This window comes from Enterococcus sp. AMC1086, assembly GCF_058216575.1.
Genome location: NZ_CM177100.1, coordinates 1,976,418 through 1,997,170 on the forward strand (window position 1 = coordinate 1,976,418; position 20,753 = coordinate 1,997,170).

The following is a 20,753-nucleotide window of genomic DNA, read 5'->3' on the forward strand; positions in this document are numbered from 1 at the left end:
TTCGATTTCTTTCAGAAAAGGAGAGTTATGATGGATTTATCCAGAAAAATAGAAATTCTTGCCGAATCAGCAAAATATGACGTGTCGTGCTCCAGCAGCGGTGTGACTGACAACACTCGCAAAGGAACCGTAGGAAACACCTCCACAGCTGGAATTTGCCATTCTTTCACAAGTGATGGGCGATGTGTTTCGCTTTTAAAGTTGTTATTTACAAATGCTTGTATATTCGATTGCCATTATTGTATCAACAGAAAATCAAATTCGATTCCTCGAGCGACATTCACCCCGCAAGAAGTTGCTGATTTGACGATGGATTTTTATATGCGAAATTATATAGAAGGTCTTTTTCTAAGTTCGGCCATTATCAAAAATGTTGACTATACTAGTGAATTATTGATCAAAACATTAAAGATTTTACGTTATGAAAAAGGGTTCAAAGGCTATATTCACGTTAAAGCAATTCCCGGAGCAGACGCGAAATTGATCGAGGAATTAGGTTTTTTAGCTGATCGAATGAGTGTCAATGTCGAGTTACCTTCACGAGAAAGCCTTAATCTATTAGCTCCTGACAAAGATCCATTTGCTTTATATCGACCTATGAAGCAAATCACACATAAGAAAAAAGAACTCTCTCAAGTTCCTGCGACACAAAAAACCACTTCCTTTGTCCCAGCTGGTCAATCCACACAAATGATCATCGGCGCGTCTCCTGAAAGCGATCATTCTATAATCAAAATTGCTGAAAACCTTTATCAAAAGTATGAATTAAAAAGAGTCTATTACTCTGCGTACATCCCTGTAAATAAAGATTCTCTATTACCAGCAATCACGACTGATCCGCCTTTATTAAGAGAGCATCGCTTATATCAAGCAGATTGGTTACTACGATTTTATCGTTTTTCTGCTGACGAAATTTTGTCTGAAGACAAGCCTAATTTTAATTTATATTTAGATCCTAAAGCTAATTGGGCTGTTCAAAATTATGACCAGTTCCCAATCGATGTCCAAACTGCTACTTATGAGCAATTGTTACGTATTCCTGGGATCGGCCCTAAAAGTGCACTTACTATTTTAAAAGCACGTAAATACTATCAATTACATTTATCTGATTTGAAAAAACTTGGTGTCGTTATTAAGCGCGCCCAATATTTTGTTAGCTGTAATGGTATCCGACAGTTTGGATTGATACATGATCCTGAATGGGTCATTTCCTCTCTAATTTCATCACGTCAATATGAAACCTTAAAAAAAGCAAACAGCCAATCACAACAAGAACAGCTGTCTTTATTTGATGTAGAACGTTTTGAAACAACCAAACGAAAGGAATCCGGTCATGCATATTGAAAAGACAAACGAAATTTGGGAATATGACGGTAGTTTTTATGGCTTTTTAACAATTGTCTATCACGCATTCTCTAAAAAAAAATTCCCGGAAATCATCTTAACGCCAACTACCGCTCTAGAAAGCCTATTTCAACCTTATTATATTGATACAGATGAAACACTGGCAATAAGAATCTATGAACGGTTGACCAAACGAGTGAGAAAAGAAAATAGTCAGTTTATTATAGATAGCTTCTATTGCTCGCTTAAAGAAAAGGAACGATATTTGTTAGATGCGATTCAAATTTCATTGGAGTCAGGTGATTTGCTAACAAATCACCTTGGACATTCTTCCATTTTAGCTTTGCAAAAATCCGTAAAAGCTTTGTATAGTGAAGTTCACTCTTTTACAGGATTTATTCGCTTTGAATATGTTGGAAAATTACTTTACAGCTCTATTAAACCAAAACATTTTTCGTTACCTTATCTATGTCCTCATTTTGCAAAAAGATATCCGCAAGAGCTGATCATAATCTATGATGAGACACATCGATTGCTTGGCATTATAGAACAGGGACACACTCGTTTCATTGAAAATAGTGACCTACCAACCTTTAATACTAAAGAAACAGAGCAAAAAGTCCAAGACAATTGGCGAACTTTCCTTCAAGCTGTTACTATTCAAGAACGAAAAAATGAACGTGCACAACTTTCTCATTTACCTAAACGATACCGTAGTCATATGATCGATTTTGACTAAATTTATGCGTTTAAAAAAAAGATACATACAACCTTTCACAAGAATTGTACATATCAATTTAAATTTAATCCACTCTAAGGTGGATTTTTTTCACGATCAATTTGTCTGATAAATGTGATTGGTTACTTTGTTCTCCGATCACTTCAGCAAAAATATTGGTTCGATCTTCTTTTTTTTGTAAATGATATTCGATCTTGCCAGTTTCATTTAACTCGTTCATCATTTCACTGTAATCATCTAGTTCAATTTTTCTAGTAATAAAGCCGAATGAAACTAGTTGATCATCTAAATTTTTAGTAGATATTAAAGAACCGAAAGCAATTTTCTGGCGAATCTCCTGGTTTAATTGTGTCATCCTTACATCTTGACTTTGCTCCATCGTTTTTTTCTTGATCAACGCTTCATATTGCTCTGCGGTCAACATAACACCGGCAACTTTTTTTCTATTGTAAATATAAACACCTGTATTCATTTTTTGAGCTGTTTCAAATATTGTCATAGGTGATTTTTTTACATCTGACACTGAAAATGATATGTCTTGTTTTTCATTATTTCTCATTAGTCAACTTCCCTTCCAACTGATTATATCATACAGTTTTTTGGTGTGAAGGGCTATTTGATCATTTGAATCTTGTTAATAAAAAAAGAGGAAATCATCTGTCGATAATTTCACTCTTTAAAAGTTCATCTCTTTTGTTATCCGCGATAGCGTTCTACTCCATCTAAATACGTTGCTTCTAATTCCATAGTTGGTTTCAATACGATAAAGTCAGCATCTCTACCTTTAGCAATCATACCGCATTTATCGTCAATTTTACAACTAACTGCCGGGACTAATGTCGCCATCATAATGGCCTGTTCTGGTGTAGCAATTTCCCAGTCAACAACGTTTTTGATTGCTTCTTTTAATTTCAAGATACTACCTGCTAAATTTCCAGACTCTAAACGTGCTGTTCCTTCTTTAACAACAACTGGAAATTCGCCCAAATTATAATTACCATCTGGCATACCACCTGCCATCATACAGTCAGTAATCAATGCCACATGATCATGTCCTGCTTTTTCCATTAAAATATCTGCTGCATTCGGATGCACATGGTGTCCATCACAGATCAATTCAGAAAAGACATGATTCAATGACATCAATGCGCCGACCATTCCAGGTTCACGATGATTTAAGCCACGCATGCCGTTATAGGCATGTACAAAGACGCTAGCACCAGATTCAACTGCATCTGTTGCTTGTTCTAATGTAGCATCACTGTGACCTAAAGCCACGACAACACCTTCATCCGTTACAGCTTTTACAAATTCTTTGACACCTTTACGTTCTGGTGCTAATGCTATTTTTTTGATCAACCCACCAGAAGCTTCTTGCCATTCGTTAAATGTTGCTAAATCCGGATCACTAAAATAACTTGGATTTTGAGCTCCTTTATGTTCCTCCGTGAAGAATGGTCCTTCAAAATAAATTCCTTGGACTTTTGCACCAGGAACTTCTTGGTATACTTCACCAATTGTTTTAGCAACATCTTTTAAGCGTTCTTTACTTGATGTTAATGTTGTTGGTAAAAATGATGTAACACCACAAGATAACAAGCCTTCTGACATTACTTTTAAGCCTTCCGCATTGCTATCCATCACATCATGATTCATATAGCCATGAATGTGTGTATCCACTAATCCAGGTGCAATCCATTTTCCTTCTTCTTTGATTACTTTTGCATCACTAACAGGTACTTCCTTATAAAATTCTCCAAACAGACCATCTGTGATTTCTAAATATCCAGGTCCTTTTACATCGCTTTTTAAAAAGAACTTTTCAGCAAAGATAAACGTTCTCATCTTCATCCTTCTTTCTATAATTTTCTACTTTAAACGTACTCTTAAAATCAGTTAAAGTCAAGAATGGTGTAGACCTTTTCTAAAAAAATTTACTTAACTTTCGTTAGATTTTAATTGTTTCAATTCGACATATTTGTTCAGATAAAACTTGATATTCATCTGCTTTATCTTGAATCCCTTTTACAACCATCAATTGACTTTTCAACTGAAATAATTCGCTTAAATAATAGTAACTATTTCTATGTCGTGACCACACAATGCCTTGATCGATGTATATTTGCGCTTCTTCCAGACGGTTTTGATCCGTTAAAAATTTAGAATAATTATAAAATATCTTTGTCAGTTCTGCTGTTACCCGCTCATTTGGTAATTTATGAAAATAATGAATACTCAACTTTAAATATTTTTCAGCCTCTTTAAATTTTCCAATACGGCTGTACGTACTCCCAATACAGCTGATCACTTGAATTTCAAAATCAGACAGATTGACTTTATTTGCTTGGTAAGTAAAGGACAAGCCTTTTTTCAAATCAAGTATCGCCTGTTCAAAATCATTACAAAGATAAAATTTACAACTACCTAAGTAGTAATAATACCGCTGCCAATCCGTATCTAAATGGAGCCGTTCTTCGATTTGGGTATCTCTCATATAATCCATTATTTTTTCATACTTTTTATGTCGAAAATAATCGGCTATTTTTTCAAACATTTGAGTAATCAAACGAACTTCATCTGATTTAAACTGCATGATTTGATCCATAGTCACACCTAAGCGTTGGCAAATTTGCTGCATCACCACAACATTGGGTAATTCTTCATTATTTTCAATCCTGCTTAGCACACTTTGTGAACAAATATCTTCTGATAACATTTTTTGTGTTAATTTTCTATTTTTACGAATTTCTTTAATGACCTCTCCAAATGAATCCACGCGCTCACTCCTAAGCAATTTCAATTATCTATTTTGATTTCAAAAAAATTTTATTAGACTAAATGAACCAAAATATGCGAATTCGCATTATGCATTTATTGTACTTTATTGCATAATATACTGCAAGAACATTACCTAACGCTAAACTGCTACGATTTAAAATAATTTTGCTTTGCAAATAAGGGGTGTTACTCATGACACAAGAGAAACAAATTAGTTTTAGTTGGGATAAAAGTAGTTATAATGGCTATGTAGAAAAAGAATATGAAAATGCTTATTTGGTTGTTGTTTCGGATCCAAGTCCGGATATGGAAGAAAAGTATACAAATCGCATGGTAATTAGTAAAAAAGATTGTCAAGCTACAGATTAACTACTATTTTTTAATCTCTTTGTAAGACAAGTTCTTAAAATGAGAGTGACTCAAAACTTTTTCAGTTTTGAGTCACTCTTTTTGGTTTCATGATAACGTAGTTTATTTTACACTCTCGTTATTTTTGCTTATAGGTGTTTAAAAACTCACGCATTTTTTCAGTCGTAAATTTTAAGTCTTCCATCTTCGGTAGGTATACAATTCTAAAATGGTCTGGCTGAGTCCAGTTGAAGCCTCCGCCATGTACAAGTAAGATATGATGTTCATGTAGAAAGTCCAGTACAAATTTCTCATCATCATAAATATTAAAACGAGCGGTATCGATTTTAGGAAATATATAGAAAGCAGCTTTCGGTTTTACAGCAGAAAGTCCTGGAATATCATTGATTGCGTTGTAAATGTATTCTCGTTGTTCATAGATTCTCCCACCTGGCAATAACAAGTCATCTACACTTTGATAACCACCTAAAGCCGTTTGAATAATTTGCTGAGACAATACATTTGAGCACAAACGCATTGACGCCAACATATTTAAGCCTTCTATATAACCTTTAACATGTTTTTTATTTCCACTAAGAACCATCCAGCCACAACGGAAACCAGCTACTCTATGTGATTTAGAGAGTCCATTTAAAGTGACGACAAACAAATCAGGGGCTAGTGTTGCAATCGGAATATGTGTTAATCCATCCATAACTAAGCGATCATAGATTTCATCTGAAAAAATAATCAAATCATTTTGCCTTGCGATTTCAACGATCTGTTCAAGGATTTCTTTAGGATACAATGCACCCGTTGGATTATTAGGATTGATCAAAACGATTGCTTTTGTATTCGTTGTGACTTTGGATTTAATGTCCTCGATATCAGGATACCATTCCGCTTGTTCATCACAAATATAGTGAACAGGATTACCGCCAGCTAAAGAAACTGAAGCTGTCCACAAAGGATAATCCGGCATTGGTACTAAAACCTCATCTCCGTTATTCAAAAGTCCTTGCATGCACATTGAAATAAGCTCACTAACACCATTACCTGTATAAATATCATTGATCGTCACATTGGGAAATCCTTTGACTTGGCAATATTGTTCAATTGCTTTTCGAGCTGAAAAGATTCCTTTTGAATCGGAATAACCTTCAGAATTACGAACATTCATGATCATATCACGTACAACTTCATTTGGTGCATCAAAACCAAACGGGGCGGGATTACCAGTATTAAGTTTTAAAATGCGAATGCCCTCTTCATGCATTCTGTCTGCTTCTTCTAAAACCGGACCACGAACATCATAACTTACACCATCAAGTTTGTTAGATTTTTCAAAATTTCTCATACTGTATCCCTCATTTTCAAAATTTATATCTTTAAAGTTACGCCACCTAGAAAAAAAAAGCAATGGAAAATTGAAAATTTTCTAAAAAAATATTCTTCTTGATTTCACTCGATCTGCTTTCTACTTAACTATTTAAGTTACGATAATGGTATTTTTAGTAATTAGTATGGATAGGAGATTTACTTTTCTTTGGAGTTGTTTTTTTCTCTATAAACAAATTTATTCTAACAACTGCATAAAAAAACGAGCAACGTTCTTTATAGTAAAGAAAAATTGCTCGTTTTTTTATTTATGTTTGTAAACTCTTGCTTCATAAGGAGCAAAAATTGTATGTTGGTGAATCACTTGATCATTTAGATTCGATAATTCTAGATTCCACTCTTCAATCTGAACATTTTCTGGTAAATCAGCAGAAGCAAAATCTTTAGACAAATTGATAATAATCACAAATCGTTCTTCCCCTAAGCGACGCCCATAAACAAATAATTGAGGATGTTCAGCTAAATAAAGTTTATAACTACCGTAAATCAATGCCTCATTTCGATTTCTTAAATGAATGACCTGTTTATAAAAATTTAAGACAGAATCTGGTTCAGATAACTCATCTAGTACATTGATTTTTTGTTTATTTGGATTGATCACCATCCAAGGTTTTCTTTTTGAAAAACCAGCATATTCTTCTGCTGTCCATTGCATTGGCGTTCGTGCATTGTCACGCGCTGTTCTACGTATTACATTCATCGCTTTTGTAGGAGCCACTCCTGAATGGATCATTTCATAGTAAAAATTTTTAGTATCCACTGCATCGATGTCATCGATTGAAGCAAATGGCATGTTGGTCATACCGATTTCTTGACCTTGATAAATAAAAGGAGTTCCTTGTAACAAGAGAAATGTCAATGCCAAAGCTTTTGCAGAAGCTTGCCAAAACACGGTTTCTTCACTACCAAAGCTTGAGACTGAACGAGGAATATCATGGTTTTCCATATATAAGGCGTTCCAACCTTTTCCATCTGCTAAAGCATTTTGCCACTTAGTGAGCATTTTTTTGAAATGAATAACATCTAAAATTTCACGTTCTTCTTTATTCCAAAGAGATATATGATCAAATTCAAACAGCATATTGAAATAGCCTGTTGTTTCGCCAACCCATTGGTGTGCTTGATCAGCACTAACCCCATTTGCTTCTCCTACGGTTAAAATATCTCGCTTTTTAAAAATTTCTCTTAACTCTTCTAGATGAGTTTCAATTCCAGGAACATTTTTAAATGACTCAAACGGATCATTTGTCGAAGAGGTTTCTATCGGTGCTTTTTTTATATGAGAAATTGCATCTACACGAAATCCATCGATTCCTTTATCTAACCACCAATCCACCATTGAAAACAACTCTCTTTTGACTCGCGGATTTTCCCAATTCAAGTCTGGTTGTTCTTTAGCGAAAACATGAAGGTAATACTGATTCGTTGTTTCATCATATTCCCAGGCTGATCCACCAAAAATTGAAACCCAATCATTCGGCGGCCCATTGATTGTTCCATCTGCCCAAATATAGTAATCACGATAATCATCCTTTAAAGAAGATCTTGATTCTATAAACCACGGATGTTGATTCGATGTATGATTGATGACCAAATCCATGATTACTCTAATGCCAAGATTATGTGCTTCCTCTAATAACAAGTCAAATTCTTCCATTGTGCCAAATGTCTTGAGAATTTGTTGATAATCACTAATATCATAGCCGTTATCAACATTGGGCGATTCATAAATCGGCGTAATCCAGATAAAGCCAATTCCTAAATCCTTAAGATAGTCCAGTTTCGATCGGATACCGTTTAAATCACCAATACCGTCGTTGTTTGCATCCATAAAACTAGCTGGATAAATCTGATAACCAACTGCTTCTTTCCACCACGTTCGCTTGATCGTCATCTATATCCCTCCTAAGTGATGTTTCTTTTCATTATATAAGATATGGTGAAAAAGTGTGTCTAAAATGCATAGTGTTTCATGAATTTTAATTTAATGTAAAAATTTATAGAAAATAGAATTTAGGTTTGCTATAGTTAAAGTGTTTGAATAATAAAAATTTGAGGTGGACAATGAAAAAATTAGTTAGAGTCAGTATGTCTTATATGATTTTTGGATTATTAGCGGGTATTTTTTATCGAGAATTTACAAAATGGAATAATTTTACCGGTGATACCCAACTTAGTGTTTTACACACACACGTGTTGATTTTAGGCATGTTCTTTTTCTTGATTGTTTTACTTTTAGAAAAGAATTTTCAATTAACCAAAGAGAAAAATTATAAAAAATTCTATATCATCTATAATATCGGGCTAGGTGTCACATTGACGATGATGATTGTTCGAGGTATTTTGCAAGTCTTAGACTATCCAGAATCAGCGGCCATTTCAGGTATTGCTGGATTAGGGCATATCATTATTACAATAGGATTAGCTTACTTTTTCCAAGTGCTATTCAAAGCTGTTAAAGAGTGATTTTCGTATACGGAAAATCAACTCTTTTGAAGAGGATAACTCTGTATCTTCTGATGTTGGTGAGCTATCACCGGCATCTTTTTTTAATGTAAAAAAATAGAAAAGACACCCTGATATCCTTTAGAATTAAGTCGACGAAAACCAATCAAAAGGAGGAAATCAAGATGTCCTATACATGCCTTATCAAAAATACCTTAAGTGGTGCAGATAAAAATTGTGAAATACTACTTTGCAACGAAGAAATAGCTTGACTCGCTTGATTGTTCATTCGAGAAGCTTCATTTCCTTGTTGCTGTATCTCCCCTACATAAAATTTTAATCCCATCCTATTTCTTCTTTTCTTCGATTTGCTCTTTTCTCTGTTGAATGTATAATTCTTCCTCTTTATCAATCAGTTGTTTTCTAGTATTTTTCAGTTCATCTTCTTGTTCTTCTAATTGCCATTGTGCTTTTTTGGCTAAAGAGAAGCTATCTTCTCCTTTATTTTTGAAATATTATTCGATTTATTTTATTTTTCAATATGATTTAAATTTCTTAATCGCGTTATTTTAAATATGATTTGATATAATACCCTAACCCTTTAAAAGACCTTAGAAAGCCTCTCTGGGGTTAATGGGAAACATAAAAAAAGAGGTAGGAAGTTTCTACACTTCCTACTTTAAGTTATTATTATTCAAACAGATAACTTAAACAATTTACTTCTTCTGGTTCATAATTTTCCAATGGAATATTTAAAGGTACTTTTTTTAATTCTTCCCTGTCAACCAAAATTAGCTTTTGTTCAGTTAATACTTCTATTAGTTCTGTATATTTTTTTTCTAACTTCTTATTTTTAAATTCTATTAAATCGATTATATCAAGAGTTATACCTTCTTCAGGTTTTTGATATTGTGCCTTTTCAATTATAAAAAATGGACTTATTGCTGAGATTTGTAAATTGATGAACTCTATATAACCACGCTCCATTACTTCTTTTGTTGCTTCTTGTGAAAAAAATGGTTTTGATAGCTGAATATCTTCCATAAAATAATAAGAAAAACACCGAGTATAATCAAAACCACCTGATGGCTTAAACACTATTCCTTCCATGTTTTTTAGTAAATGTTCATCCCATTCATCGCTGTATACATATTTTCTAAGGACATATCCATAGTCCCCTTCTTTCAAACTTCTATTTACAAAATTAATTGCTCTCTCATTTGAGTTCATTAAATTTCCTCCGTACTTCTTTAGGTATATTAGGATATCCATGGATGTTTCCTTTTCCGTCGATATGGACTACAATTTCAGTTGTTACCCCATCACTACCAACTACTCTACCAGAATCATATTCTTTGACAGTTCCTTCTTTCCCTTTTTGCCAATTCCCTTTTTGCCAAGCCTCCTGCGTATCTAATACACCATTTTCTCCATCAATCCAAGTTGATTTATCTTCTGTTGACTGTTCATTATTTTTATGACCTTCTTGATGTTTCCCTTGTTTACCAGCATCCACTGGAGGGGCACCTTCGACTTCACCTGTTACTAATCCTTGCTGTGGTAATAAGTCTTTGGGATTAACGGCTTTTACTCGTTTACTTGCTTCAACACTTCTAGCAGAATTTATTGCTTCTACCGCAGATTTACCGACTTTTACTGTTCCGATACCTTTTCGTATTATATCAATACCTTTACCTATTTTACCAATGTTTCCTAATATTCCTCCAAAAGCGGGTGATAATGGCATTTCATTTCTCATTACTTTTACTTCTTCAACTTTATATTGGTCTTTTCCTAGATAATTTTTGCATTTTTCTAGTTGATTATAGAGATTAGGATGAGCATTTGGTGATACAATTTTTCCATCTTTCATTAAATACCAATTTTTTTTAGTTCCTAAGGTACTACAAATAATAGTATAACCATTTAAACTTGCAATTGTTTGTTTCATTTCTCGATTCTTCACTTCTTGTTTCATTTTCTCTCGTTGTTGCCATCGTGCATTAATAGGGCTTGCCCATGTCATATTTAACCGACCAATGTCAAAAGTTCCTGAGGCTGAATTCCATGCTTTGCAATCTTTAACCTGTGCTAAACCATTATTAAATTCTTGCTGACAGGCTTCATATTCTGCAAAAATACTAGCAGAACGGGCATTATACGCATGGAATTTCTCCAACTGTTCTCTCTTCTTGGAAATAACATCACAAGCATTCATGTATCGTCGTTCTAAGTCTGGACGCATAGTTTTAGCCACATGCATTTGTCTTTCTAATTCTCGTTTTAATTGTTCAAACCGCTGAATTTGGCTTTGGATTTGGTCTTCATCGGTATCGATACTGCTGACCATTCCTTGATATTCACTTAACAATCGTTTATGTGCACTCTCAAGAGCCTCTCCAGTTAAAATAGCAGACCGACAGAGTGGTGTATACACAGTACTAAAATAACTTTTTGCTGAATCATAGGCTTTACCAGAAAGCGGTGCAGATAAAAATTGTGAAATACTGCTTTGCAATGAGGAAATTGCTTGATTCGCTTGATTATTCATACGAGAAGCTTCATTTTTTTGTTGCTGTATCTCTCCTACATAAAATTTTAACCCCATCCTACTGCTCCTTTTCTTTCACTTGCTTTTTTCTTTGTTCAATATATAATTCTTCCTCTTTATCAATCAGTTGTCTTCTAGTATTTTTCAGTTCATCTTCTTGTTCTTCCAATTGCCGTTGTGCTTTTTTGGCTAAAGAGAAACTATCTTCTCCTCTGCTTTTAAAGTACTGACGTTCTTCTGGAGGACTTGTTTCTACTATTTCTGAGTAAAGACGTTGTTCCTCTTGTTGTAGAGAGAAAAATTCTTCTTGTTGTTGTTCAACAGAACGAATTTCTTGTCTTATTGAATCTTGTTCATCTTGAACTTGACGGATTTTTGTCTGATAATCTACCTCCATTATTTAAACCAGCTCCCTAATGAATTGGATTGAAATTGTTGAGAAGCTTGTTGGTCTATAGTAGCAAAGTCTTTTGCGACTGAATGAATAGCATCACCTGCTGAAACAATACTTGTAGATAATTGTTTTAATCCTTTTCCGTAATTAATTGTGGAACTTTTTGCTATCTCATTTCCACTAACATTCGTTCTTCCTGCTACACTCGTAAAAGCATTGATACTATTTAAGGCACTAGCAGATTTGCTGAAGGAAGCGGATACACTGCCTGCAACAGTTATACTACTTTTAACACCCATTCTTTAACTCCTCCTTAGTTTTATAAATACAACTTATTATCTTATTTAATATCTAATTATACCAAATTTTCTATTTTTATGTTCTATTTTTTTATCATTGAACCTACCACTATCTGTTATCTAAAAAATAAAGTTTTAACAAAAACTGCATCACTAGGTGCAACAGAACTTTTATAAAGACATAAAAAAAGAGTGACCTTGGGACATAAGTCTTAAGACAAATAAAACAGAAGACCGAAAATCATAAAAATGATTTTTAGTCTTCTGTTTTTTAGTTTCTTGGGAGAATTATTCTTGTTTGATAGCTTACTTAGCCTATATTTTCTCAAATTTACAGCCATTAGCGCAAGCCCAATTTCATTGTGTGCCTGTTGTTTCCCTCGAACAGAGAACCGAGTGAACCCTAAACAAGCCTTCAAATGTCCGAAAGCAGGTTCGACGTCAATTTTTCGTTGACGATAGAGTTTACCTGTTTCTTCTTCTGAAAGCAGCTGTTGAATTCTTGCTTTAAAGTATTCCCAATTCATGTTCTTTTGAATCTCACGATTCTTGTCACTCTTCGCTTTTGTACACTGGCTTCGAAGAGGACAATTCGAGCAGTCTTCACATTCATACCGTTTTAAATAACGTTTAAAGCCATATTTATCTGTACGAATAGAATAGTTTCGAAAATTCATTTTTCGTCCGTTTGGACAAAGAAACGTATCCTCTAATTCTTGGTACGGCCAGTTTGCTGGAAGGAACGGATTTTGTTTAAACTTTTTCTTCTGTTCTTTATGGTACATGGCATAAGTGATGAGTGGTGTTCGCTCGTGATCCTCTAAAACCGCTTGATAGTTTTCTTCTCCTCCATAGCCGGCATCTGCGACAATATAGTTTGGCAGATCAAAGAAACACTCTTTTAAAGTGGTTAAAAAAGGGCGCAATGTTCGTGTATCTGTTGGATTTGAGAAAAGATCATAGCCTAAAATATACTGACTGTTCGTGGCGATTTGAAGATTATAACCTGCTTTCAACTGACCATTTTTCATATGATCATCTTTCATGCGCATAAAAGTGGCATCTGGATCTGTTCTAGAATAGCTGTTTCGTTGTCCTAAAATCTGTCTATGTTTTTGATAAGCGAGTTTTCGCTCTTTAAAGTCTTTGAAAAGTTTCCTTAATTTTTTTGGAACTTTTCGTTTAGAACGAATTGATTTGCGCGTAATTCCATCCTTTGCTTGTTCGATTTTATCTGTAAACTTTTCGACAACATGCGCGAGATTTTCTTCAATCTTGCCTAATTCAGTGACAGATAATTCTTTTTCGGACTCGCGCTCAATTTCAGGAATAATTGTATTTTTCAATAGTTCATCATAAAGAAAGGTTGATTTTTCGGTGAGTTTTTTGTCAAAGTTATCAATGGATTTTCTCCAAACAAAGGTATATTTATTTGCGTTGGCTTCAATCTTTGTGCCATCGATAAAAATAGCTTCTTCATCGATTAATTGTTCCTTGACTAATTGACTACGGAATTGGACGAAGCACTCCCGAAGGAGTGCGTTCACTAAGGGATTCACACGGAAACGATTGATCGTTCGATAGCTAGGCTGATAACTTTGAGTGAGCCACATCATCCGGATACTATCTTTCGTTAGAGCTTCAATCTTTCGACCAGAAAACACGGATTGTGTATAGGCACATAAAATCATCTTCATCATCATTTTTGGATGATAAGAAGAAGGGCCCATTTGATGATGAAAAGGAAGAAAACGTGCCTCGGGGATACTTTCCACTAATTGATCAATAACAAATGCGATATCATTTTTTTCTAACTGAAAACTAAAATCTAGAGGAAGAATGACTTGATTTGTGGTATAATTTTTAAACATAAGAACACCTCACTAATTTATTTGAGTAGTTACTTTTATTTTAGCAAAGGTGTTCTTATTTTTGTACAAAAAAATAATCCAGATGCCAATTAAGTTGATTGGTATCTGGATTTTTCGTTAGGACTTATGTCCCAAGCTCACTGAACTATGCGGCCAAGAAGACTCGAACTTCCACGGGGTTGCCCCCACCAGCCCCTCAAGCTGGCGCGTCTGCCATTCCGCCATGACCGCATTTTATAACTAAGTATCTACTTTCTAAATCTATGATAAAATACGCTCAAGTTTTTGTCAATCTTTCAAGAAAAATTCAATATTTTACTTTTACCATAAACGAATATCATCTTTTTTGCCTATAATCATATACCTGACACAGCGCTTCATACGATCGATCCACTTTTTCAGGTATTTCAATTGCGCCAATATAATTGCTTCCCTCAGGTCCATAACCGTTCTCATCATTTCTAAGCCGTGGAATTTCACCTAAAACTAACGAAAGAAAATAATCTCTGCTCCACAATCCATTAAGTCTATCTTCTTCAAAAATGATTTCTTCATTAACAGCTTTGACATATGGAACAATCGGAACATAATTTGTAAAAACAGCAGTTGTTTGTTGCCATTCTTTTTCAAAAGTTGCTTTGATTCTTCTTTGTAAAATAGGATCTTCCAGTAATAAAACTTTTTTTGGATTTAAGCCTATAGATTTCACTTTATTTAATGAAAACAGTGCATTTTCACCAGAATTAGTGGAGGTACTCTCGGTTAAAAAGAAAGTCTCATCTAAGTTATACTTTTGCTTGAAATACTCTAAATACATTTCCGTTTCACTTACATCATTAACCTTGATACCCATATTTTTAAAATTTTTCTGTAAAAATGGTGTTGCATGCCCAATACCGCCAACTAGCATAAATAAAGGTGCTGTTTTATTTTCAAATAATTGAACTAGTTCATCAGCTAGATATGGAAGACTATTGCCAGCTAGGATCGCAAGATCATATTCTCCAGCTATTGGTTCTTTTGCAGATAAATAGTTAATGACGGTGTTCCAATGTTGAATCATCTCTACTCTCCGTTCTGCTAATCTTATTATAATACCGTCTTTTCTATTTTTTGAAAAGACGGCATAATGTTACTTTATAGCTATAATTCTATTAGTTTTCCATGGCACTTTCCGCAAACATAGCGTTGCGTATTGACTCTTCGTTTTCGTAAAATCAATGTTTGGCATTTTTCGCACTGGTATTGATGGTAGGACTGTGGCTTTTGCTCCACTAATGGACGAACATAGCGACTTCCACCGGTTTGCTTCAGTAACGATTTAAATTCAGGATCTTTGTGTTGATAGCCTTTGCCTTCTAAATGAAGATGATAATGGCATAATTCATGTTTGATTACATTGATTAATTCTGATTCCCCATAAAATTCAAATACTTTTGGATTAAAATCAATCTCATGTGAGCTTAAATGATAACGGCCTCCAGTTGTTCTCAAACGACGATTAAAAAAGGCCTTATGCTGAAACTTTTTACCAAATGAAGCCAAAGAAATCTCTTCGACCATTGTTTGCAATTGATCATCTGTCAATTCTTGCTTTGTTGATTGCCTTTCTTTAGAAAAACGACTCAAGGCTATTCTTTCCTTTCAGCTTGTGGCAACATCGTTAAGCTGATGCGCCCTTTCTTCGTGTCTACATCTTCCACCCATACAGTCACTACGTCTCCAACTGCAACAATATCGGTAGGGTGTTTAACAAATTTTGTGCTCAGTTTTGAAATATGCACTAAGCCATCTTGCTTCACACCAATATCAACAAAAGCGCCAAAATCAATTACATTACGAACCGTCCCTTGTAGCTCCATTCCAGATTTAAGATCTTCCATAGATAAGACATCTTTTCTTAAAAGAGGAGCCGGCATTTCATCACGCATGTCTCTTCCCGGTTGAACTAAAGCAGCTACTATATCTTTTAAGGTCTCACTACCGACAGCCAATTCAGTCTCTAATGCCGTTAAAGATAACCCCTTAATGCGTTGTGCAGCATCTGGTGTTCCAAGGTCTGCTAATTTCACGTCAGCTTTTTCTAAAATGGCTTTAGCAACATCATAACTTTCTGGATGAATTCCTGTATTGTCCAAAATATTTTTTCCATTTGGAATACGCAAAAATCCAATCGCTTGTTCATACGCTTTTGGTCCCAGACGCGGAACTTTTTTAACTTGATTACGAGCAGTGAATGCCCCATTCTCATCACGATAGACCATTAAATTTTGAGCAGTTGTTTTATTTAAACCTGAAATATGTTGTAATAGCTGTGGGCTAGCAGTATTAACGTTTACACCCACTTGGTTTACAGCGGTCTCTACAACAAAATCCAATTGTTCTGCTAACCGTTTTTGTGATACATCATGTTGATATTGACCCACACCGACTGCTTTTGGATCGATTTTTACAAGTTCAGCTAATGGATCTTGCAGGCGTCTAGCAATACTGACCGCACTTCTTTCTTCAACCTGCAAATCTGGAAATTCAGTTCTTGCCACATCACTTGCTGAATAAACTGAAGCTCCGGCCTCATTAACAATCACATAAAAAACATCTCGTTTGATTTGTTTTAACTGTTCTGCAACAAAAAGTTCTGATTCACGACTGGCTGTTCCATTACCGATTGCGACCATTTCAACCTGATATTTTTCGATCAATTTATTAAAAGCAGGACCAGCTGCTGCACGTTTTTCTCCTGAAGCTGGTTTGTGAGGATAGATTACTTGGATGGCTAATACTTTACCAGTTGCATCAACGATCGCCATTTTACATCCAGTTCGATAAGCAGGATCGAACCCTAAAACAACTTTCCCTTTAAGCGGCGGTTGGAGTAATAGATTCCGTAAGTTTTCGCCAAATATACTGATTGCTTGTTCGTCTGCTTTTTCAGTTAATTCATTACGAATCTCTCGTTCGATCGCTGGACCAATAAATCGTTTGTAGCTATCTAAATAAGCAGTCTCAATGTAAGCTGCAGTTGGTGACTGCTTGTTGCTTCCAATTAATTGTCGTTCTAGGTAAGAACTGATTTTTTCTTCTTCTACCAAAATGGTTACTTTCAATATCTCTTCTTTTTCGCCACGATTTGTAGCTAAAACTCTATGAGAAACCATTTTGCTAACAGGTTCTGAAAAATCATAATACATTTCATAAACCGATTTTTCATCTTTTTCTTCATCTTTGACTAAACTAATATATTGACCATGCTTAAAGGTAAAGTCTCGAATCCAAGAACGGAATTTAGGTTCGTCAGATACACGTTCAGCAATGATTTCATGCGCACCTTGTAGTGACATATCCGCTGAATCAACTTCTTTTTCTGCATCAATGTATTTTTCTGCTTCAGTGATGACATTTCCTTGCTCTGGAAAACTCATTAGCCAGTCTGCTAAAGGTTCTAATCCTTTTTCTTTAGCAATTGTCGCTTTGGTACGACGTTTTTGCTTATAAGGACGATACAAATCTTCTACTTGCTGCATTTTTATCGCTTTTTGAATGGATTTCGCTAATTCATCTGTCAATTTACCTTGTTCTTCGATCAGACGTAACACTTCTTCTTTGCGTTTTTCTAAATTGCCTAGATAAGTATAACGCTCTTCGATTTCACGAATTTGAACTTCATCCAAACTACCTGTCATTTCTTTACGATAACGTGCAATAAAAGGAACAGTATTGCCTTCGTTCAATAAGGTCAGTACTGTAGTTAGTTGTTTCGGACGATACTCTGTCAATTCTCTTTGAAGTAAATCAACTACTTCTTGGTTATACGCTTCTGCCATATTTAACTACCTCTTTTCATTCAACATACTATTTCATTCTAGCATATTTCTCGGATGAAATATAGGACGAGCATAAAGCTTAAAAGAGGCTATGACATAACTCTATGAGTTGTATCCTAGCCTTAAAATGATGCAAAAGCAACACCTTCTTAGATAAGTTGGCATGCACAAAAATTTTAAGAGCCATTTTCGTGAACTCCCACTTATTTTTGGAGTTAAGCACTTCTGTCCCAAAATCGATGATTAAAAATCAGGTTGCCAAGGTCCCTTGACATTTTGGTATTCAATATCTTGTACGATTCCATTTTTGTCAAAAATCACACCATGAACAGAACCTCCAAAAACAGCTCCGCCATCAATCCCAATTTTATTATCTGATAACCATAAATCGGTTGTCTCCATATCACCATGAAGCATCGGTGTGATCGTATGACCAAATACAATGGTTTTTCCTGTATTATTTTTACTTTGATGAAACGCTTCTCTGATCCAAATAAAATCATGTGGGCTCGTTTCACGCCAATCTTTTTTGGCCAAGTCTACACCTGCATGGATAAATAGATAGTTCTCCCATTCAAAATACAATGGACGTTCAATCAAAAATGCAATCAATTCTTTATATCGGCTACGAATCATCATACTGATTTCTGTTGGAGAATATTCTTCCGTCGCTCCTTTATGGAGTAAACTTTCCATCGTCTCTTTACCGCCATTTCGAATATAACTAGTAAACCAATCTTCTGGACTTTTTAAAAACTGTAGAAAGTATTCTTCATGATTCCCTCTAAGATAAACTGCCCCATAATTTTCGACCAATTCTTTTCCAAGTAAAAAACTCTCTTTAGTCTTGGAACCTCGATCATTTAAATCTCCGATCAATACTAACTGATGCATCATCGGATCAAAGTATTGGATTAATTGATTAAATAACTCATATTCTCCGTGGATATCACTGATTGCATAAACAAGTTTTTTCATAAATCCAGCCCCTTTACAACATTCTTTTCTTTTATTATATCGCAATAAGAAGTTTATGATTCAGATTAACAATCGAAAAAATGCAAGAATAGTCATTTATTTAGTAATATCGTAAAAATTGAAACTAATCTTAGACTTTTCATGAAAAAGAGAGTAAAATTATTCAAATGACAATATGTCATAAAATTTAGTAGGAAAGAGCTGAAATTTATGAAGAAGAAAACTATTTTCGGTATTCTTGCAGTTTTAGTTGTTGCGGTTGTTATTTTCTTGGTCGTTCAAGGAAATTCAGGAAAATCCAATGCTGTCACTGTTCGAACAGGAGAAATAAAAAAAGAAACAATTGTTGAAAAACTTTCTACAACGGGCACCTTGATCCCAAATCAAACTCAAGCACTTATGGGGACAGGTAACGTCGTCGATGTATTCGTTAAAACGGGTGATAAAGTAGAAAAAGACAAAGTTTTAGCAACGTACGACAACGGGTTACAATTGATTGCTGGATTTGATGGTACAGTCACTCAAGTCAATATTAAAGCAAAACAAGCTGATACAAATGCACAACAAGGAAGACCTTCGATTCAACTAGATGATCTTTCTACATTAAAAGTCCAACTACAACTAACAAATTCAGAAGCTTCAGCTGTAGCAATTGACCAAAAAGCTGAAATAATCAGTGGCAGCCAAACATTTTCAGGAAAAGTCACTGAAAAAGCCCCCTCTGCTCAAAGTACTCAATCGGCTACAGGTACAACAGCAAGTTTAGCTGCTATCGTAAGCTTTGATCAAGCACCAGAAAACCTATTTTCCGGCTTTGATGTCGATGTTGATATCACAACTAATACAGTTGAGAACGTTCTTGCTTTGCCAATCGAAGCCTTGACATATAATGACAATAATGAACCGATCGTTTATGTGATCAAAGAGGGTAAAGCGAAAGAAACAAAAGTTGAAACAGGCATTCAATCAGACAAATTGATCGAAGTGAAAAGTGGACTAAAAGAAGGCGAAATAGTCATTCTTTCTCCAAATTCTGATGTCAAAAACAATACTGAAGTAACCAAAGAATAGAAGGTGAAATGATTGATCGATTTAAAAGATGTAGTAAAAATCTACCGTACTGGTGGCGAAGAATTGGAAGCTTTAAAGCATGTCTCCTTGCATATTGCAGAAGGCGAATTCACTTCTATTATGGGTCCTAGCGGTTCTGGTAAATCAACCATGATGAATATTCTTGGTCTATTAGATCGTTTTGATGAAGGTACTTATCACTTAAACGGCCAAGATGTAACGAATTTAACAAGCAACGAAAGTGCTCGCGTCAGAAACAAAGAAATCGGTTTTGTTTTTCAATCGTTTAATTTAATGCCACGAATGTCTTTACTAGACAATGTTGCACTCCCCATGGTTTATTCAGGAATTTCAGCAAAAGAGCGAAAAGACCGAGCATTGGAAGCATTGAGAAAAGTCGGTTTAGCGGATCGTGTCGCACATAGACCAAATGCTATTTCCGGTGGTCAAAAACAGCGTGTTGCCATAGCCCGCGCTATCGTAAATGATCCAGCTGTTTTGATGGCCGATGAGCCTACAGGAAATTTAGATTCAAAAACAACTTTAGAAATCATGAAAATTTTCCAAGATTTAAATAATGCTGGTACAACCGTGGTCATGGTTACACATGAGCCCGATGTAGCGCAATATACCAAACGGATCGTGTCTTTTAGAGATGGAGAAATCATTGATGATCAGCCCGTATCCGAGCGTAAAACACTATAGAAAGGAGC

The 20,753-nt window shown here is 35.0% G+C and carries 20 protein-coding genes and 1 tRNA gene; 6 read left to right on the plus strand and 15 right to left on the minus strand.

Annotated elements, in window-relative coordinates; translation table 11 throughout:
- Positions 1–30: 30 nt before the first annotated feature.
- Positions 31–1,344: a putative DNA modification/repair radical SAM protein gene (locus AC4BC4_RS09335; protein ID WP_490475495.1), complete on the plus strand. Its 1,314-nt coding sequence runs from the start codon at positions 31–33 to the stop codon at positions 1,342–1,344.
- Positions 1,334–2,083, plus strand: coding sequence for a TIGR03915 family putative DNA repair protein (locus tag AC4BC4_RS09340; RefSeq protein ID WP_490475496.1), 750 nt, complete (start codon positions 1,334–1,336; stop codon positions 2,081–2,083). The genes AC4BC4_RS09335 and AC4BC4_RS09340 overlap by 11 nt, the downstream gene beginning before the upstream one ends.
- Positions 2,084–2,147: 64 nt before the next feature.
- Here the strand turns inward: AC4BC4_RS09340 and AC4BC4_RS09345 are convergent, their stop codons facing one another.
- From AC4BC4_RS09345 to AC4BC4_RS09355, 3 genes are all read right to left on the minus strand, one after another.
- On the minus strand, positions 2,148–2,642 hold the full coding sequence (locus tag AC4BC4_RS09345) for a type II toxin-antitoxin system Phd/YefM family antitoxin (RefSeq protein ID WP_490475497.1): 495 nt from the start codon (positions 2,640–2,642) through the stop codon (positions 2,148–2,150).
- A gap of 137 nt (positions 2,643–2,779) precedes the next feature.
- The gene (gene nagA / locus AC4BC4_RS09350) at positions 2,780–3,928 is read right to left on the minus strand and encodes an N-acetylglucosamine-6-phosphate deacetylase (protein ID WP_438755758.1); all 1,149 of its coding nucleotides are present in this window, start codon (positions 3,926–3,928) and stop codon (positions 2,780–2,782) included.
- A gap of 103 nt (positions 3,929–4,031) precedes the next feature.
- Positions 4,032–4,859 carry a helix-turn-helix domain-containing protein gene (locus AC4BC4_RS09355; protein ID WP_490475498.1) on the minus strand — a complete coding sequence of 276 codons (828 nt, stop codon included), beginning with the start codon at positions 4,857–4,859 and terminating at the stop codon, positions 4,032–4,034.
- Between the two features lie 194 nt (positions 4,860–5,053).
- Here AC4BC4_RS09355 and AC4BC4_RS09360 point away from each other — a divergent pair, with 194 nt between their 5' ends.
- Positions 5,054–5,230, plus strand: a complete 177-nt coding sequence (locus tag AC4BC4_RS09360; protein WP_438755756.1) for a hypothetical protein — start codon at positions 5,054–5,056, stop codon at positions 5,228–5,230.
- Positions 5,231–5,348: 118 nt separating this feature from the next.
- Here AC4BC4_RS09360 and AC4BC4_RS09365 read toward each other — a convergent pair whose 3' ends face one another.
- Both AC4BC4_RS09365 and AC4BC4_RS09370 read right to left on the minus strand, forming a co-directional pair.
- A complete protein-coding gene (locus AC4BC4_RS09365) occupies positions 5,349–6,566 on the minus strand; it encodes a pyridoxal phosphate-dependent aminotransferase (RefSeq protein WP_438755755.1) in 1,218 nt (405 codons plus the stop codon).
- 285 nt (positions 6,567–6,851) lie between these two features.
- Entirely contained in the window at positions 6,852–8,501 is a 1,650-nt protein-coding gene (locus tag AC4BC4_RS09370; protein WP_490475499.1) for a glycoside hydrolase family 13 protein, read from the minus strand.
- A gap of 170 nt (positions 8,502–8,671) precedes the next feature.
- Between AC4BC4_RS09370 and AC4BC4_RS09375 the strand changes: the two genes are divergently transcribed.
- On the plus strand, positions 8,672–9,073 hold the full coding sequence (locus AC4BC4_RS09375; protein ID WP_438755753.1) for a DUF2871 domain-containing protein: 402 nt from the start codon (positions 8,672–8,674) through the stop codon (positions 9,071–9,073).
- Positions 9,074–9,742: 669 nt separating this feature from the next.
- On the opposite strand, the gene AC4BC4_RS09380 is transcribed toward AC4BC4_RS09375, so the two are convergent.
- From AC4BC4_RS09380 to AC4BC4_RS09425, 10 genes are all read right to left on the minus strand, one after another.
- The gene (locus tag AC4BC4_RS09380) at positions 9,743–10,282 is read right to left on the minus strand and encodes a hypothetical protein (RefSeq protein ID WP_490475500.1); all 540 of its coding nucleotides are present in this window, start codon (positions 10,280–10,282) and stop codon (positions 9,743–9,745) included.
- Positions 10,269–11,660 carry a T7SS effector LXG polymorphic toxin gene (locus AC4BC4_RS09385; protein ID WP_490475501.1) on the minus strand — a complete coding sequence of 464 codons (1,392 nt, stop codon included), beginning with the start codon at positions 11,658–11,660 and terminating at the stop codon, positions 10,269–10,271. The genes AC4BC4_RS09380 and AC4BC4_RS09385 overlap by 14 nt, the downstream gene beginning before the upstream one ends.
- A 1-nt stretch (position 11,661) precedes the next feature.
- Positions 11,662–12,000 (minus strand): DUF3958 family protein, encoded by a 339-nt coding sequence (locus AC4BC4_RS09390; protein WP_438755749.1) that lies wholly within the window; start codon positions 11,998–12,000, stop codon positions 11,662–11,664.
- Entirely contained in the window at positions 12,000–12,296 is a 297-nt protein-coding gene (locus AC4BC4_RS09395) for a TIGR04197 family type VII secretion effector (RefSeq protein ID WP_490475502.1), read from the minus strand. The genes AC4BC4_RS09390 and AC4BC4_RS09395 overlap by 1 nt, the downstream gene beginning before the upstream one ends.
- Before the next feature lie 212 nt (positions 12,297–12,508).
- Positions 12,509–14,167 (minus strand): IS1182 family transposase, encoded by a 1,659-nt coding sequence (locus AC4BC4_RS09400; protein ID WP_490475503.1) that lies wholly within the window; start codon positions 14,165–14,167, stop codon positions 12,509–12,511.
- Positions 14,168–14,315: 148 nt separating this feature from the next.
- A tRNA-Leu gene (locus AC4BC4_RS09405) sits at positions 14,316–14,398 on the minus strand.
- A gap of 106 nt (positions 14,399–14,504) precedes the next feature.
- Positions 14,505–15,230, minus strand: coding sequence for a YdcF family protein (locus AC4BC4_RS09410; protein ID WP_490475504.1), 726 nt, complete (start codon positions 15,228–15,230; stop codon positions 14,505–14,507).
- An 80-nt stretch (positions 15,231–15,310) separates the two neighbouring features.
- Positions 15,311–15,796, minus strand: a complete 486-nt coding sequence (locus tag AC4BC4_RS09415; RefSeq protein ID WP_438756535.1) for a SprT family protein — start codon at positions 15,794–15,796, stop codon at positions 15,311–15,313.
- Positions 15,797–15,798: 2 nt separating this feature from the next.
- A complete protein-coding gene (locus AC4BC4_RS09420; protein ID WP_490475505.1) occupies positions 15,799–17,991 on the minus strand; it encodes a Tex family protein in 2,193 nt (730 codons plus the stop codon).
- A 243-nt stretch (positions 17,992–18,234) separates the two neighbouring features.
- Complete coding sequence (locus tag AC4BC4_RS09425; protein ID WP_490475506.1) at positions 18,235–18,969, minus strand: metallophosphoesterase; 735 nt, start codon at positions 18,967–18,969, stop codon at positions 18,235–18,237.
- 210 nt (positions 18,970–19,179) lie between these two features.
- On the opposite strand from AC4BC4_RS09425, the gene AC4BC4_RS09430 reads away from it, so the two are divergent.
- Together AC4BC4_RS09430 and AC4BC4_RS09435 are read left to right on the plus strand one after the other, a co-directional pair.
- Entirely contained in the window at positions 19,180–20,040 is an 861-nt protein-coding gene (locus AC4BC4_RS09430; RefSeq protein WP_490475507.1) for an efflux RND transporter periplasmic adaptor subunit, read from the plus strand.
- A gap of 12 nt (positions 20,041–20,052) precedes the next feature.
- Positions 20,053–20,745, plus strand: a complete 693-nt coding sequence (locus AC4BC4_RS09435) for an ABC transporter ATP-binding protein (RefSeq protein WP_438756539.1) — start codon at positions 20,053–20,055, stop codon at positions 20,743–20,745.
- The last annotated feature ends 8 nt before the right edge of the window (positions 20,746–20,753 follow it).

Coding starts and splice junctions, on each gene's coding strand:
- AC4BC4_RS09400 (WP_490475503.1), bottom strand. CDS start 14,167: ATGTTTAAAAATTATACCACAAATCAAGTCATTCTTCCTCTAGATTTT.
- AC4BC4_RS09430 (WP_490475507.1), top strand. CDS start 19,180: ATGAAGAAGAAAACTATTTTCGGTATTCTTGCAGTTTTAGTTGTTGCG.
- AC4BC4_RS09340 (WP_490475496.1), top strand. CDS start 1,334: ATGCATATTGAAAAGACAAACGAAATTTGGGAATATGACGGTAGTTTT.
- AC4BC4_RS09345 (WP_490475497.1), bottom strand. CDS start 2,642: ATGAGAAATAATGAAAAACAAGACATATCATTTTCAGTGTCAGATGTA.
- AC4BC4_RS09425 (WP_490475506.1), bottom strand. CDS start 18,969: ATGAAAAAACTTGTTTATGCAATCAGTGATATCCACGGAGAATATGAG.
- AC4BC4_RS09335 (WP_490475495.1), top strand. CDS start 31: ATGGATTTATCCAGAAAAATAGAAATTCTTGCCGAATCAGCAAAATAT.
- AC4BC4_RS09410 (WP_490475504.1), bottom strand. CDS start 15,230: ATGATTCAACATTGGAACACCGTCATTAACTATTTATCTGCAAAAGAA.
- AC4BC4_RS09395 (WP_490475502.1), bottom strand. CDS start 12,296: ATGGGTGTTAAAAGTAGTATAACTGTTGCAGGCAGTGTATCCGCTTCC.
- AC4BC4_RS09375 (WP_438755753.1), top strand. CDS start 8,672: ATGAAAAAATTAGTTAGAGTCAGTATGTCTTATATGATTTTTGGATTA.
- AC4BC4_RS09420 (WP_490475505.1), bottom strand. CDS start 17,991: ATGGCAGAAGCGTATAACCAAGAAGTAGTTGATTTACTTCAAAGAGAA.
- AC4BC4_RS09370 (WP_490475499.1), bottom strand. CDS start 8,501: ATGACGATCAAGCGAACGTGGTGGAAAGAAGCAGTTGGTTATCAGATT.
- AC4BC4_RS09385 (WP_490475501.1), bottom strand. CDS start 11,660: ATGGGGTTAAAATTTTATGTAGGAGAGATACAGCAACAAAAAAATGAA.
- AC4BC4_RS09380 (WP_490475500.1), bottom strand. CDS start 10,282: ATGAACTCAAATGAGAGAGCAATTAATTTTGTAAATAGAAGTTTGAAA.
- AC4BC4_RS09365 (WP_438755755.1), bottom strand. CDS start 6,566: ATGAGAAATTTTGAAAAATCTAACAAACTTGATGGTGTAAGTTATGAT.
- AC4BC4_RS09390 (WP_438755749.1), bottom strand. CDS start 12,000: ATGGAGGTAGATTATCAGACAAAAATCCGTCAAGTTCAAGATGAACAA.
- AC4BC4_RS09360 (WP_438755756.1), top strand. CDS start 5,054: ATGACACAAGAGAAACAAATTAGTTTTAGTTGGGATAAAAGTAGTTAT.
- nagA (WP_438755758.1), bottom strand. CDS start 3,928: ATGAGAACGTTTATCTTTGCTGAAAAGTTCTTTTTAAAAAGCGATGTA.